This window comes from Rickettsiella grylli (genome assembly GCF_000168295.1).
Classification (GTDB): domain Bacteria; phylum Pseudomonadota; class Gammaproteobacteria; order Diplorickettsiales; family Diplorickettsiaceae; genus Aquirickettsiella; species Aquirickettsiella grylli.
In genome coordinates, this window is the sequence record NZ_AAQJ02000001.1 from 691,072 (window position 1) to 705,227 (window position 14,156).

At 37.4% G+C, this 14,156-nt stretch carries 14 protein-coding genes; all 14 read left to right on the plus strand.

All coding sequences use genetic code 11. The annotated features are described in order from the left end of the window. Nucleotides 1–47: 47 nt before the first annotated feature. A complete protein-coding gene (gene potA, locus RICGR_RS03210; protein WP_006035336.1) occupies nt 48–1,142 on the plus strand; it encodes a spermidine/putrescine ABC transporter ATP-binding protein PotA in 1,095 nt (364 codons plus the stop codon). Next, nucleotides 1,132–1,998 (plus strand): spermidine/putrescine ABC transporter permease PotB, encoded by an 867-nt coding sequence (potB, locus tag RICGR_RS03215; protein ID WP_006034970.1) that lies wholly within the window; start codon nt 1,132–1,134, stop codon nt 1,996–1,998. The genes potA and potB overlap by 11 nt, the downstream gene beginning before the upstream one ends. Beyond that, nucleotides 1,976–2,749, plus strand: coding sequence for a spermidine/putrescine ABC transporter permease PotC (potC, locus tag RICGR_RS03220; RefSeq protein ID WP_006035598.1), 774 nt, complete (start codon nt 1,976–1,978; stop codon nt 2,747–2,749). The genes potB and potC overlap by 23 nt, the downstream gene beginning before the upstream one ends. Next, nucleotides 2,749–3,786, plus strand: a complete 1,038-nt coding sequence (locus RICGR_RS03225; protein WP_006035973.1) for an ABC transporter substrate-binding protein — start codon at nt 2,749–2,751, stop codon at nt 3,784–3,786. Before potC ends, RICGR_RS03225 begins: the two co-directional genes overlap by 1 nt. 101 nt (nt 3,787–3,887) lie before the next feature. Next, nucleotides 3,888–4,784 (plus strand): acetyl-CoA carboxylase, carboxyltransferase subunit beta, encoded by an 897-nt coding sequence (gene accD, locus RICGR_RS03230; protein ID WP_006035190.1) that lies wholly within the window; start codon nt 3,888–3,890, stop codon nt 4,782–4,784. After that, the gene (gene folC / locus RICGR_RS03235; RefSeq protein WP_006035784.1) at nt 4,768–6,060 is read left to right on the plus strand and encodes a bifunctional tetrahydrofolate synthase/dihydrofolate synthase; all 1,293 of its coding nucleotides are present in this window, start codon (nt 4,768–4,770) and stop codon (nt 6,058–6,060) included. The genes accD and folC overlap by 17 nt, the downstream gene beginning before the upstream one ends. A gap of 68 nt (nt 6,061–6,128) precedes the next feature. Then, nucleotides 6,129–6,614: an Rpn family recombination-promoting nuclease/putative transposase gene (locus RICGR_RS07460; RefSeq protein WP_006034833.1), complete on the plus strand. Its 486-nt coding sequence runs from the start codon at nt 6,129–6,131 to the stop codon at nt 6,612–6,614. A 202-nt stretch (nt 6,615–6,816) separates the two neighbouring features. Beyond that, entirely contained in the window at nt 6,817–9,177 is a 2,361-nt protein-coding gene (locus tag RICGR_RS03245; protein ID WP_006035642.1) for a multicopper oxidase domain-containing protein, read from the plus strand. A gap of 29 nt (nt 9,178–9,206) precedes the next feature. Next, nucleotides 9,207–9,638, plus strand: coding sequence for a heavy metal-responsive transcriptional regulator (locus tag RICGR_RS03250; RefSeq protein WP_006034669.1), 432 nt, complete (start codon nt 9,207–9,209; stop codon nt 9,636–9,638). 114 nt (nt 9,639–9,752) lie between these two features. Then, nucleotides 9,753–10,664 (plus strand): hypothetical protein, encoded by a 912-nt coding sequence (locus RICGR_RS03255; protein WP_006034822.1) that lies wholly within the window; start codon nt 9,753–9,755, stop codon nt 10,662–10,664. Between the two features lie 17 nt (nt 10,665–10,681). After that, nucleotides 10,682–12,034 (plus strand): HBL/NHE enterotoxin family protein, encoded by a 1,353-nt coding sequence (locus RICGR_RS03260; RefSeq protein WP_006035326.1) that lies wholly within the window; start codon nt 10,682–10,684, stop codon nt 12,032–12,034. Nucleotides 12,035–12,178: 144 nt separating this feature from the next. Further along, nucleotides 12,179–12,643: an SPOR domain-containing protein gene (locus tag RICGR_RS03265; protein ID WP_006035770.1), complete on the plus strand. Its 465-nt coding sequence runs from the start codon at nt 12,179–12,181 to the stop codon at nt 12,641–12,643. Next, the gene (gene pyrF / locus RICGR_RS03270; RefSeq protein ID WP_006035135.1) at nt 12,644–13,429 is read left to right on the plus strand and encodes an orotidine-5'-phosphate decarboxylase; all 786 of its coding nucleotides are present in this window, start codon (nt 12,644–12,646) and stop codon (nt 13,427–13,429) included. It abuts the gene before it with no gap. Then, the gene (gene cmk / locus RICGR_RS03275) at nt 13,420–14,133 is read left to right on the plus strand and encodes a (d)CMP kinase (protein ID WP_006035236.1); all 714 of its coding nucleotides are present in this window, start codon (nt 13,420–13,422) and stop codon (nt 14,131–14,133) included. The genes pyrF and cmk overlap by 10 nt, the downstream gene beginning before the upstream one ends. The last annotated feature ends 23 nt before the right edge of the window (nt 14,134–14,156 follow it).

Consider the following 14,156-nt stretch of genomic DNA (forward strand, 5'->3'; position numbering starts at 1 on the left):
TTGCATAATTTCTTTCAATTTTACCTACACGTGGGGTTATCAGCGCAATGAGTGAGGTTGTCCTTGAACTGAAAGAAGTCAGTAAGCGCTTCGATGGTGCAGAAGTATTAGAAAACATTAATTTTAAGGTAAAATACGGTGAATTTTTGACCTTACTTGGCGCAAGTGGTTGCGGTAAGACCACTTTATTACGTTTGATTTCAGGTTTTGAACAACCCGATAGCGGTGTTATTTTTATTAATGGGATTGATGTGAAAGGTTTATCGCCTCAAGCGCGCCATGTCAATACGGTCTTTCAAAGCTATGCATTATTCCCACATCTGACCGTGTTTGACAACATTGCATTTGGTTTGCGTTGTAAGGGAGGACTATCGAAAACAGAAATTAAACAGGAAGTTGATGATGTCTTAGCACGAGTGAAGCTTTCACAGTTAGGTCAACGTAAACCTCATCAATTAAGCGGAGGTCAACAACAGCGTGTGGCAATTGCGCGTGCTATTGTCAATAAACCGAGTATTTTACTTTTGGATGAACCGTTAAGTTCTTTAGACTATCGTTTACGTAAAACGATGCAACTTGAATTAAAACAATTACAAATTCAATTAGGGATTACGTTTATCTTTGTCACGCACGATCAAGAAGAAGCCTTATCCATGTCGGATCGTGTTGTCGTGATGCATGAAGGAAATATCGAGCAAATTGGAACACCGCGCGAAGTGTACGAAGAACCGCAGAGCTTGCGCGTTGCACGTTTCATCGGCGAAGTGAATATTTTTGAAACACAAATTCTTTCAGCGGATGAGCATGTGCTTCATGTGATGATTGAAGGAAAAACATTTACATTAAAAAATCGGCATCATTTTTCGAAAGATCAAAAAGTTTATACCTTAGTCAGACCAGAAGATCTCGAGGTGTGGTCTCCAGCGGAGGTGACCGATACCGCTCAAATGTTTCCGGGTGTCGTTGAGCAAGTGATCTACAAAGGTTCTACGGTTGATCTCATGATTCGCTTAGAAAGCCAGCATTTGTTGGCGGCGACACAATTTTTTAATGAAGATGATGAAAAGTTAGACTTTCATAGTGGAGAATCTGTTTGGGTTCATTGGATTCCAGGCTGGGAGGTGATTTTAGATGAAAACTGACCAATTTTTTAAAAGAACGACGATAAGTATGGTATGGGTGTGGTTGTCATTATTTGCTTTACTCCCGACACTTTTAGTTCTCATTATCAGTATGCTTGAACGTGATCCGGTTCGGCTCGTACAGTGGAGGTTTTCCTTACAAAATTATCAAGCATTATTAAATCCTATTTATTTTAAAGTATTTTGGCATTCTTTTCTTATTGCTGGGTTTTGTAGCCTCATTTGTCTCGTGTTAGGTTTTCCTTTTGCCTATTTTTTAGCGCGGCTTCATTCCAAATATAAAAGTTTATTATTGTTTTTAGTGATTATTCCTTTTTGGACCAGTTCATTAATTCGTACGTATGCCATTATCTCCTTATTAAAAACGAAAGGGTTGTTAAATACAGTCCTTTTATCACTCGGTATTATTCGCCATCCCTTAACTATTTTGTATACGAATACAGCAGTCATTATTGGCCTCGTCTATAGTTTACTTCCCTTTATGATATTGCCTTTATATGCGAATATTGAAAAATTAAATACCCAATTGATTGACGCCGCGCGCGATTTAGGTGCAAATTCATTGAACATTTTAAGTCGAATTATTTTGCCACTCACATTACCCGGGATTATAGGCGGAATTATTTTAGTTTTTTTGCCTGCAATGAGTCTGTTTTATATTCCGGATATTTTGGGAGGTGCTAAATCACTTCTGGTTGGAAATCTGATTCAAAACGAATTTTTAGCGGCGCATAATTGGCCTTTAGGTTCTGCAGTGAGTGTGGTGCTCACGTTGGCGATGGGCGTATTACTATTACTTTATCGACGTGTCCATAAAATAGGGCGATACCACGATGAATCGATTGGCGAAATTTAGTTATTTAGCAGCAGTGTACTGCTTTTTTTATTTTCCTATTCTTGTATTGATTATTTATTCATTTAATAATTCAACATACTCCTTACTTTGGCATGGTTTTACACTCCATTGGTATAAACAATTAGGCGAGGATAGCAATTTAATCGTGGTTGCGTTGCATTCATTAGAAATCGGTGTAATTGCCGCAAGTTTCGCAACACTGATAGGTACGATTGCAGCAACTTGTCTGTATCGTTATCGTTTTTTTGGAAAACACGTATTGCATAGTTTATTATTTGTACTGATAATCTCTCCCGATATTGTCATGGGAATTTCATTGCTTATTTTATTTTTTTTATTAAATTTACGTTTAGGTTTTTGGTCGCTGTTGTTATCACATATTACCTTTTGTATTCCTTTTGTAGCGATCACAGTCTATAGTCGACTGACCGGTTTAGATAAAAATATTTTTGAAGCGGCCCGTGACTTAGGCGCCGATGAATGGATGAGTTTTCGGAAAATTATTGTTCCTATGTTGTGGCCGGCTATTTTAGCGGGGTGGTTATTAAGTTTTACGTTATCATTGGATGATGTCATCATTAGTTTTTTCGTCACAGGTCCTGATTTTCAAATTTTGCCGCTCTATATCTACTCGTTGGTTCGTCTAGGATTAAAACCAGAATTAAATGCACTGTGCTCAGTGATGTTTTTTATTACCTTATTTATTGTCGTCACTTTTCAATCGGTATTGCCTAAAAAGGTTAAGCAATAATGACGCGTTTAATCTATTTTTTTATTTTCCTTGGCATTCTATGGACCCAATCCACTTTCGCGCAAAAAAATGTGATCAATATTTACAATTGGTCAAGCTATATTTCAGATGACGTATTAAAAGAATTTACGCAAGAGACAGGAATAAAAATTAATTATGCAACCTATGATAGTAATGAAACACTGTACGCAAAACTGAAAGCAGATCCACAGTCCGGATATGATATTATCGTACCGTCGTCGTATTTTGTTGATCGGATGCGCCGTGAAAAAATGTTGCTGCCACTGGATAAATCTCGTTTACCCAACTTTAAAAATCTTAACCCTGCGCTTCTTAACAAATCGTATGATCCGAATAATCACTATAGTATTCCCTATTTTTGGTCCTCAACGGGCATTGTCGTTAACAATAAACGACATTCGGTACAAAAATTTCAAGCCTGGAAAGATTTGTGGGACCCACACTACCGTAATCAAGTCCTTTTACTTGACGACGTTCATGAAGTTTTTTCAATGGCGTTAATGGTATTAGGTTATTCGCCGAACGACACAAATCCTGAACATATACGTTTAGCTTATCTTAAGTTAAAACAGTTAATGCCAAATGTACGTTTGTTCAATAATGATGGCGTGAAATCACTTTTTATTGATGAGGATTTAACGATTGGTATGGCCTGGAATGGGGATATTTATCAGGCTTCACAAGAAAATGCTGCATTACGCTTTATTTATCCCAAGGAGGGTTATATTATTTCTATTGATAGTATGGCGGTACCTGTTGGCGCATCGCATGTAAATAATGCGTATGCCTTTATCAATTTTATATTAAGACCTGATATTGCTGAAAAAATAAGTATAGCAACCGGGTATTCGACACCTAATCTTGCCGCTTACAAACGGATGCCGAAAGCGGTTTTAAATAATGCTATTATCTATCCTGATAAGAAAACTTTATCCCGCAGTGTAGTTCAAGTGGATGTGGGCGCTGCTGAAAGTCTTTATCAACATTATTGGGAATTGTTGAAAATTGGCGGTTAATTTGGCAATAAAGGGAAGAAACAATATGAGTATTTCAATGTCATTCAAATATAGTCTAATCTTTTTTTAAAAGAAGGTTGAAATTTAAAGGAAAAATGAGTATGAGTTGGTTAAAAAAGGTCATTAAAGGTATTCGGACTGTCGTTAGAAATACGACAGGAATTCCTGAAAATAGTTGGATAAAATGTGAATCCTGTGGATCCGTGCTTTATCGTGCAGAATTTGAACGTAATTTGATGGTTTGTTTGACGTGTAATCATCATCATCGCGTAAAGGCACGTAAACGTTTAGCACAACTTCTCGATCCAAAGACCAGTCAAGAAATAGGTCAGGATATAGAAGCGGTCGATAGACTTAAATTTAAGGATCAATTTAAATATAAAGATCGACTTCATTCAGCGATAAAGAAAACTGGAGAAAAAGAGGCATTAATCGTTATGCAGGGAAAATTGGATCACAGAGCCGTTGTCTGTGCAGCATTTGAATTTGATTTTATGGGCGGATCGATGGGCGCTGCTGTGGGTGAACGTTTTGTGCAGGGCGTATTAAGGGCTATTGAAGAAGATATCCCGTTTATTTGTATTTCAGCCAGTGGCGGTGCACGGATGCAAGAAGGTTTGTTTTCATTAATGCAAATGGTAAAAACAAGTGCTGTACTCGGCAAGCTTAAACAAAAAGGGCTTCCTTTTATTTCTGTATTAACGGATCCCACGATGGGTGGTGTATCCGCAAGTTTTGCAAGTCTGGGTGATATTATTATTGCAGAGCCTGAAGCATTAATTGGGTTTGCCGGACCCCGTGTCATTGAACAAACTGTACGTCAAGTTTTACCGAAAGGATTTCAACGGAGTGAATTTTTACTCGCGCATGGCGCAATTGACATGATTGTTGATAGGAAGGAGTTGAAAACTAAAATTGCTTCGTTATTAAATAAACTCATGGCTGCTAATCAAGCGCGTTATTCACTCACTGCTATCGCTAATGACGATAACCGATAATATAGTGGGCTTGGATTCCAGACAGCTCTCTGATTGGTTATCTTATATTGAGACCTTACACCCTCATCGTATGGAATTCGGTCTTGAACGTATTTCACACGTGGCGGAAAATCTAAATCTACTCCATTTCGATTGTCCTATCGTGACTGTGGCTGGAACGAATGGTAAAGGATCCAATGTGGGTTTGTTGGCAGCTATCTTAAGTGTTGCAGGTTATCGAGTCGGCACCTATACCTCGCCTCATCTTAGGCATTACCACGAACGAATCCGAGTAGGTAGTCAGTGCATTAGTGATCAAGACTTATGCCACGCTTTTTTTCAGGTTGAAAAAAAGCGTTTAGGGACATCATTAACCTATTTTGAATATGGAACTTTGGCAGCTTTATACTATTTCAAACAAGTCCCGTTAGATCTAATTATTTTAGAAGTGGGTTTAGGGGGACGTTTGGACGCAGTGAATTGCGTGGACGCCGATTTATCAATTATTAGTACTATTGCCATTGATCATACCCAATGGTTAGGAAAAACGCGTGAAAAAATTGGTTTAGAAAAAGCAGCGATTATGCGCGCTTATCGACCTTGTGTTTGTGGTGATTTTTCACCGCCAACATCGGTACTTAATACGGCAAAATCATTAAATAGCCCTTTATACCGGCTTGGCGTCGAATTTGATTACAAAATGCAACATTCATCCTGGTCTTGGCAAAGTCGGAAACGCTCGCTTCATCATTTACCGTTGCCGACGATTGATTTGCAAAATGCCGCAACAGTTTTACAAGCCGTTGAGCTTCTGAGTGAACGGTTTACGATTGCATCGTTTGCTATACAAGAAGGTTTAAAACGTGTTTTTGTTCCTGGTCGATTTCACATCATTGAAAAAAATGCCCGTCAAATTATTGTTGATGTGGCTCATAACCCTGCAGGTGGTGTTTGTTTATCAAAACGTTTAGCGAACACACCCTGTTTAGGAGAGACTTATGCCTTAGCAGGTATGATGGCTGATAAGGATATTACCAACACCTTTCGTCCGTTGAGTAATCATGTAGATTATTGGTATCTTTGTGATTTAACTGAACACCGCGGTGCTAAAGCAACTCAATTAAAACAGTCTTTACTCGATTTGAAAGTCAAACAATCCATTTTAGAATTTTCTTCACCCGAATTCGCGTTTCAACGCGCTTTCAGTCAATTGCGAAAAAATGATCGACTCTTAATTTTTGGTTCTTTTCATACGGCTGCAGCGATATATCATTATTTAGAACGTGAATCCCTTTAAAGAATCCTATGACAGGATGAGTCGATCATAGAAGATTCATTCTTCCACCCCGTACTTGATGTAAATTCATGATAAAGATTTCAATTCTATTTAATTTTCCGTTAGAATTCTTGTGCGCAAATAGAATAAGGAAAATAACAACATTAAAGATTGAGCCCGGGTCTTTTGTCGACGCGGATCTGAAACAACATCATTCTGATATTTTGTACTCGTTGAAAGTCAATGGGATGCACGGTTATGTTTATCTCAATCTCGAACATCAAAGCACCGCAGAAGAACTGATGCCTTTTCGCATGCACCGCTATAAAGTGGCCATTATGCAGCAGCATCTAAACCTTGGATACAAAAAATTACCGGTGGTTATTTCGATGCTGTTCTACCATGGGAAAGGTCAGTTAAAACAGCAAGGTCGGCAAGAAAGTCTGCAGCAAGGTCGATACGAAGAAGATTTAAAGATTGCTAAGAAGATGTTAGCTCGGGGCTATGAGTATGGCGCTATTAAAGATCTTCTAGGGCTTTCTGATCAAGATTTATTACACTTAGTTCATCATTAATTAATCAACAGGAGAGTTTTTAAACGAATAAAGCACAAAATCCAAAATCTATGTCTTGTTCATTGAATCCTAAAGGTTGACACGATAATTCTAAAAAAGGGTCAAAAATAGTTAACCCTTTAAGTATATGTTGAAATAATACTTGACTTTAATCTTAAGGTTAAATTTATATTAATCCTTATTTTTTAACGCTAAGCATTTCATGAGCCGATACGCTATTCCTCTTTATTATTTTACGTTTTTTTTAGCACTGCTTTTTGCTCATCAAGCTGAGGCTAAAGTTCAGTCTATTAATTTGGTCGTTGCTTATAAGCAGGTCAATTTTACAGGAAAGTCCGTACAAGCCATTGCTGTCAATAATCAAATTCCAGGTCCTATTTTACATTTAAAAGAAGGACAACCTGTTCTGATTAATGTGTATAATCGACTTAATAAAGGAACAACAGTCCATTGGCATGGTTTGATTGTACCCTGGCAAATGGATGGTGTCAGTGGTGTGAGTCAGAAACCAATACCCCCTGGAGGTGTTTTTCATTATCGTTTTACGCCCTATCAATCAGGGACGTATTGGTATCATGCACATGATGGTTTTCAAGAACAGCAAGGCCTGTATGGCGGAATTATTATCGACCCCAAAACACCTTTTCGCTATCATTCTAACAAAGACTTTGTCGTGGTATTATCGGATTGGAGTAATACTCCTCCAACAGGAATTTACAATAACCTGAAAAAAATCGATGGTTATTATGACTCGCGATTTCCTTTACAGCCTTCATTATTGAAGTTTCTTCATGACTATCGTCATGCGACACCCTTAAAACGCCAAGGATTATTGCAGAGTTATAAAATGATGCAAATGAGTCGAATGAACATTTATGATTTTAGTGATATTGCCTATGATGCTTATCTGTTAAATGGACGTGTATGGCAACGACCTTGGACGCGGCATGTCAGCGTAGGCGATAAGGTTCGATTACGTTTTATTAATGCAGGAGCGAGTACTAATTATAACGTCAAACTTGATCACGGTATGATGGAACTTGTCCAGGTCGATGGTAATAATATTAAGCCTTATTTTATCAAGCATTTTAAGATTGAGCCTGGTGAAACGTATGATGTTTTAGTATCCATCAAACATCCTGGGGCCACCGTTATTTATGCTGAATCAATGGATACGTTAGGGCGAGCGATGGGTGTATTAACGACAACACCCAATACCCCTGTCAATATTCAAAATATTAAACCTTTTCCTGAACCTCCTCCTATCATGATGATGAAGCATAATGGTATGCAATCATCCATGCGAATGCCTGCAATGAATTTAGCTAAAAATAGCTCAGATATGGGTATGAACAATAGACAGACTATGTCTCGCATGAAAAATTTAACCGTGGGTACTAAATATCAAAAAATGATTGCAGCGGTTAAAACCAATAATCCGAACAAACCGATAGAAAAAACCATACACATGGATTTATCGGGTTATATGAACCGTTATATTTGGTTTATTAACGGTGTGACAATGAATAATGCAAAACCGATTTTACTAAAACCCGGAAAACGCTATCGAATTATATTTACCAATCATTCGATGATGGATCACCCGATGCACATTCATGGTCATTGGTTTATTTTACGTAATGGGCATGGCGCTTACGATCCTTTATTACACACTATCGTTGTTCCACCTATGTCGACTGTAGTGGCGGATCTTGATGCGGATGCGAGCGGGCAGTGGTTTTTCCATTGTCATCAGCTTTATCACATGGCAGCCGGTATGGCGCGTGTCTTTCAATACACCACGTTAATCGACGTGACACCCGCAAACCAACATCCAAAAAATGTAATAAAACCTTTCGCTTATCGAAATCGCGCGATAGTTCGTGTTCAGCACTTACCTGTCGATCAACGCTTAATTGATCATCCTTCCGATCCTGCGCCACGATTTTTTAGTGCGAATTTATTGGATATTAATCAGAATTTAATGAATAACGATCAAGAAATTACTTATAAAGGGATGTTTGGTGGTGATAATAACAAACTACAACTCTATTTGGAAAAAGCAGAAATTAAGCAGGGTATTATCGAAAATGCCAATTTGGATATGTTTTATTGGCATGCTATCAGCCAATTCTGGGCGGTTAAAGGGGGTGTGAATTATGTGTATCGTCCAACAATGACACCTTATTTTCAACCCGGTATCGGTATTGAAGGCTTAACTCCGTTTTTTATCGAAACCGATATTCGAGCTTATTATCATAACGGTAGTAGCAAGCTCGATCTAGACTTAACGCGCGATACGCAAATTGGGCATAATTTTTTTGTACGAACGGAAGTAGAAGCACTATTTGCAAGTAAAACCGTTACACATGATTTAGTAGGAAGCGGGTTTAATGAATTGCAATTAACATTAAGGCCGTATTATCAAATCAATCCGATGCTTGCAATTTATTTGCAATATCAACATACCGGTAATTATGGGTACACTAAGCAATTGTTTCAAGAGAATAATCTTTCTACGAATGATAATACCTATAGTTTAGGCGTATCATTACTATTTTAATAAAGAAATTTAATGCTAGGAAATAAACGATGAAGTATTATACGATAGGTAATTTGGCTAAATTAGTTCAACAAACACCGGTCACAATCCGTTATTATGAAAAAATCGGCTTGATTCCAAAATCAAAGCGGTCTGAAGGAGGGTTCCGTCTTTACCCTGAAAGTCTCCTACGGCGCTTTTATTTTATTCAAAACGCGAAGCTCATTGGCTTTGACTTAAATGAAATTAAAAACTTACTTGATTTAGAAATGAATCAATCCTCCAGTCAGCCGGTTAAGCTAGAGATACAACAAAAAATTTCTCAGATTGAGAATAAAATAAAGAGTTTACAGCGGATAAAACATGCGCTGATGGGTTGGGAACAAGCCTGTGACGGTAATATTTCAATTGCTGAATGCCCCATACTCGAAGCACTTTATCATTGTCCAGAGGATATTCGCGAGTATTTAAAAAAGAATTAATGAATTTGATTTATCAGCCCTGATAGTTTAACGGACACTTTTATATATATTGTAAATGCTTAAAACAGAAAAAAAATATAAAATAAAAAAATAAATTTATTTAAGGATGAATATATGTCATGTCAATGTACTCCGTTAGAACGTAATGAAAGTATAGTTAAAATTTATCAAAACTTTACAAAACAATTATTCGAACAACAAATCAATAACTATCCAATAAACTACAATGATTTATTAAAAATTTCAGTAACCTATACCAAAACTAATGAAGCCGATTTAATTATAAAGCCTGTTATAAAAGCTATTCAAGATTATGATGTCCCTTTTAATCAGAATTTTAATAAAGCTAAGGCACAAATTGAAGATGTTGGCAACAAACAGGCCGAAGCTATTTCTATTTTTAAGGACTCTATAAACAATATCAACACGAATATACAGCGGATTCAAAAACTAACCTCAGATGCTCACACCGAATTAAATAAATTACGTGAAAAAACGACAAAAGAAATCAGCAATATAAGTACTCAAATTAATCAAGTGGAGCTAAATCAAAAAAATCTTCAAAATCAAATGAAAGTTTTGCAAGATGAAATAAATGCATTACAAAAACATTTAAATGATCTTAATTGGGCATGGATAGCCTGTATTATTCCGATTTTTTGCCTATGGCTACCTATTTTGATTCAAGAAGTTGGATTTAATAAAAGCAAAAAAGAAGCAGAATTAAGGAATAAAATGGCACAACTTAATCAAACGACAACAGAATTAGCTTTACTAAAAAACCAACATAAAACGTTAACCGAAAAGTTGAATGTTAATATGGTTGTTTTAGCAACAATTCAGAATTCTAATAACCTATGTATATACATACTCAATAACCTTATAAATATTTCAGATGCGTTAAATGCCATCGATGCCAATGAGACACCGGTGTTATTGAGACGCTTAATGGCTGTTTTAAAACAAAGTTGGGATGAGTTAATGGCTCAAGTGAGTTTATTAGCCGTTTCATTACATATCAATTAACATATTAAGGAGAATTTATGTTACAACAAAAATTGAACGATGAAAATTATTGTACGGAAGTGCCTGAAAATTTTTCAGACAATACTCTTGTTAAAAAGGATACGCATAAAAAAATTATAAACTTTTCTTTATTATCGAAAAACTATCAAGATAATTTAAAAAAGTTAGAGAATAAGTCGATTATACCCAGTGAAACACAATGTATCTCTGAAGCCAATTTTGCTCAAGGTTCAGTTGTGCAAAATTACTGCATTGCGACGACCACACAATCGTTAATTATTCCTCCCGATGAAGAATTTAAAGATGTCCCAAAAATTCAACAAAATGCTCAAGAGCATGCTAATTTTTGGTTATCGGGTCTTAACAATAAAGTGGTGGGAATTAATTCAGGTTTAAAGCAATATTGTAGTCTTATTATGACTTATGAAAATGATATGGATAACCTGGTTGATGAGGTTGTCAATGATGTTTCGGGCGCTAAGGATAATTTTTTGAACCAGATAGGTCTTTTACGGGATCAAGCAAACACTCGTGAACAAAAAATTATCGTTATTACGAATGAATTGGGAAGTTTTAGAAAATATATAGGTCAAGATGGTTCAAATTTTAAGTCTATACAAAGTAAAGCAGATATTAAATATAACGCCAATACGGGAGAAATGAAGAAGTTAAAAGATACGATAGATGCTTTAAATGCTTCCATCCAAGCAGCCAATGCAATGATTGCGGGCGGAGCAGTTTTAGCAGCCCTAGGTTCCCTAGTCATTGTAGTCGGTGTTTTAGCCGGTCTTACTTCAGGAGGGGCGACTGCTACGGTTGTTGGTGCTGGCGTAACTATGATAGGATCCGGTGGTGGACTTATCGGAGTAGCGATTGATAATCGAAATAAAGCAAGCGCTGAATTATCTAAAGCCTATGTGCGTTATAATACCTTGCAACAAACTTGTTCGTTATTAAAAGCCATTAATGAACAATTAACAAGTTTAATTACAGGGAATGAACAATCCGTTCGCGCTGTGCAAGCAATTTCTTTAGCACTCAGTGTTATTGCTGAAAATTTAACGGGAATTATTGATAATATTGATTTAATTGTTGATAACGTAGAAGGTGGAGCCGTTTTAAAAAGATTATTAAATTTGTTTGTTGCTAATGCAAAATCTTTAAAAGAGCTTTATGCGAAATATGAATCAACTGGAATATTACCGGTACAACCTGATGAACAGGTTTGGAATAGTTTATTTCCTTATAGAGCGAAACCCATCGCTTTCTCTAATAAACCTATTGCTATGGAAGAATATGCTTTTCTAATTGATAAGAAATTAGCTTGGCAACGTCGTTATACTGGCGTGTATATTCCTCAAACCGCTTAATTTCATATAAAAATAATGTTTATTAAACCTCTTTGAAAGAAGAGGTTTTCTTGACGCCTAACCAGGGACCCATTTTATTGATAAATCTTGTTTTAATATACAAATTCCTGTGTAATAGGTTTATAACATTAATTGAGAGCGCTCGTGGTTTCATCTAAACGCACGTATTTAATTTTCATCATTAGTATTGCCGCGTTGTGGGTTATTTTTGTACCTTTATTTATGAAAGAATATCACACAAAGAACATTCTTTCGTTTACTATCCCTTCCTTACCAACAGCACCTACAGCGGCGTTATTACCGATTACATCCGCTAAACCGAGTCTAAAAACCGTATTAAATTTTCCTTTAGCCCCTGCAAAAGCCTGGGTAGTCGAATTACCTGATATTAAAGATGCTAGAGAAGCTGAAAATTTAGTTCAAAATTTGCGGCGTAAAGGTTTTAATGCGTATAGTCGTCAATACAAGAGCTTGTTAGGAATGTTGACACGTGTTTTTGTAGGGCCCGAAATTAAACCGGATCAAATGAAAAAAATAGCGGAACAGCTTCATACCGAGATGCATCTCACCACGCAAATTGTTCCATTTGATCCGTTGTTGATTCAATAAATGTCAAAAAAAATTAAAAAATTAAATTTTTCTGAGCGCACCGCTTTCTGTTTAAATGTAACCGCGCAGCGTTTGTGCCAACTGATAGCGAAAAAAAAAACTAACCTTTGTTTATCTGCTGATGTGACACGCGCTTCTGATTTGCTTCATTTGGCAGATACCGTAGGAAAGGAAATTTGTGTATTAAAAACGCATGTTGATATACTCACTGATTTTACAGCTGAATTTATTCAGCAACTCGCGTGTTTAGCACAAAAACATGAATTTTTGCTTTTTGAAGATCGTAAATTTGCCGATATTGGTTCTACGGTTAAGCAACAATATGCCGGAGGTGTTTATCGTATTAGTGATTGGGCCGATATCATTAATGCCCATCCTATCCCAGGTCCTGGCATTATTCGGGGCTTGCAAGAAATAGGTTTAGTTAAAAAACGAGGCTTATTATTGCTTGCAGAAATGAGTTCCAAGGGTGCCTTAGCGACAGAAGGCTACACAAAAGCAAGCCTTACGATGGCCGCTCGCTATCCTGATTTCGTGATTGGGTTTATTGCACAGCATCAACTATCCAAAAATCCAGCGTGGTTAACGATGACTCCTGGCGTAAAAAAAGAGTGCAGTGATGCTGAAGGACTTGGTCAGCACTATATTTCACCTGAGCAGGCCATTGCTGAACAGGGCGCAGATATTATTATTGTGGGTCGGGGTATTTATCAAGCAGACAACCCTGTAATAAGTGCACAGCAATATCGGAAATTGGCTTGGGAGACTTATTTATCATGCTGTTAACGACCGAAAACTCCGCTGTTCCTGTTATTACGATAGATGGTTTAAGTGGCTCAGGAAAGGGAACGTTGGGTCAATTATTAGCGCGCGATTTATCCTGGCACTTTCTCGATAGCGGCGCGATTTATCGTGCTGCAGCATGGATCGCGCTATCAACACAAACCCCTTTTGAAGAGGATAAATTACTCCCATTGATGGGTGATTTGTCACTTCATTTCAGTGCACAACCCGATCAAACTCAGCAGGTTTTTTGGGATAAACAAGAGATTACCGCATCGATTCGGACCACTGAAATAGGCCAATTAGCCTCACAATTAGGGATGTATCCTCAGGTTCGAAAAGCCCTATTAGCGTATCAACGGGCGTTTCGTCGTGCGCCGGGTTTAGTTGCCGATGGTCGTGACATGGGAAGCGTGGTTTTCCCGGATGCATTGCTTAAAATCTTTTTGACAGCGAGTCTTAAAGAACGCGCTAAACGACGTTATTTGCAGTTGAAGCCAATGAGAAAGCATGTTAGCCTTAACGCTGTGCGAGCGGAGCTTAAGCTGCGCGATCGAAGAGATAAGGAGCGTCGAGTAGCACCGCTGATAGTGCCTTTGGATGCTATCACTATCGACACGACGAGCTTGGGTGTTCAAGAAGCGTTACAGATAATAAAAAGTAAGTTAGCATGCGCTCAAGCAAAGAAGTACAAGGGGGGGCATTAGGCGAAAAATTTCTGAAAATTTCG

Bases quoted from the DNA above. Each gene is read 5' to 3' on its own strand.
- potA (WP_006035336.1), top strand. From the start codon at position 48: ATGAGTGAGGTTGTCCTTGAACTGAAAGAAGTCAGTAAGCGCTTCGAT.
- potB (WP_006034970.1), top strand. From the start codon at position 1,132: ATGAAAACTGACCAATTTTTTAAAAGAACGACGATAAGTATGGTATGG.
- potC (WP_006035598.1), top strand. From the start codon at position 1,976: ATGAATCGATTGGCGAAATTTAGTTATTTAGCAGCAGTGTACTGCTTT.
- RICGR_RS03225 (WP_006035973.1), top strand. From the start codon at position 2,749: ATGACGCGTTTAATCTATTTTTTTATTTTCCTTGGCATTCTATGGACC.
- accD (WP_006035190.1), top strand. From the start codon at position 3,888: ATGAGTTGGTTAAAAAAGGTCATTAAAGGTATTCGGACTGTCGTTAGA.
- folC (WP_006035784.1), top strand. From the start codon at position 4,768: ATGACGATAACCGATAATATAGTGGGCTTGGATTCCAGACAGCTCTCT.
- RICGR_RS07460 (WP_006034833.1), top strand. From the start codon at position 6,129: ATGATAAAGATTTCAATTCTATTTAATTTTCCGTTAGAATTCTTGTGC.
- RICGR_RS03245 (WP_006035642.1), top strand. From the start codon at position 6,817: ATGAGCCGATACGCTATTCCTCTTTATTATTTTACGTTTTTTTTAGCA.
- RICGR_RS03250 (WP_006034669.1), top strand. From the start codon at position 9,207: ATGAAGTATTATACGATAGGTAATTTGGCTAAATTAGTTCAACAAACA.
- RICGR_RS03255 (WP_006034822.1), top strand. From the start codon at position 9,753: ATGTCATGTCAATGTACTCCGTTAGAACGTAATGAAAGTATAGTTAAA.
- RICGR_RS03260 (WP_006035326.1), top strand. From the start codon at position 10,682: ATGTTACAACAAAAATTGAACGATGAAAATTATTGTACGGAAGTGCCT.
- pyrF (WP_006035135.1), top strand. From the start codon at position 12,644: ATGTCAAAAAAAATTAAAAAATTAAATTTTTCTGAGCGCACCGCTTTC.
- cmk (WP_006035236.1), top strand. From the start codon at position 13,420: ATGCTGTTAACGACCGAAAACTCCGCTGTTCCTGTTATTACGATAGAT.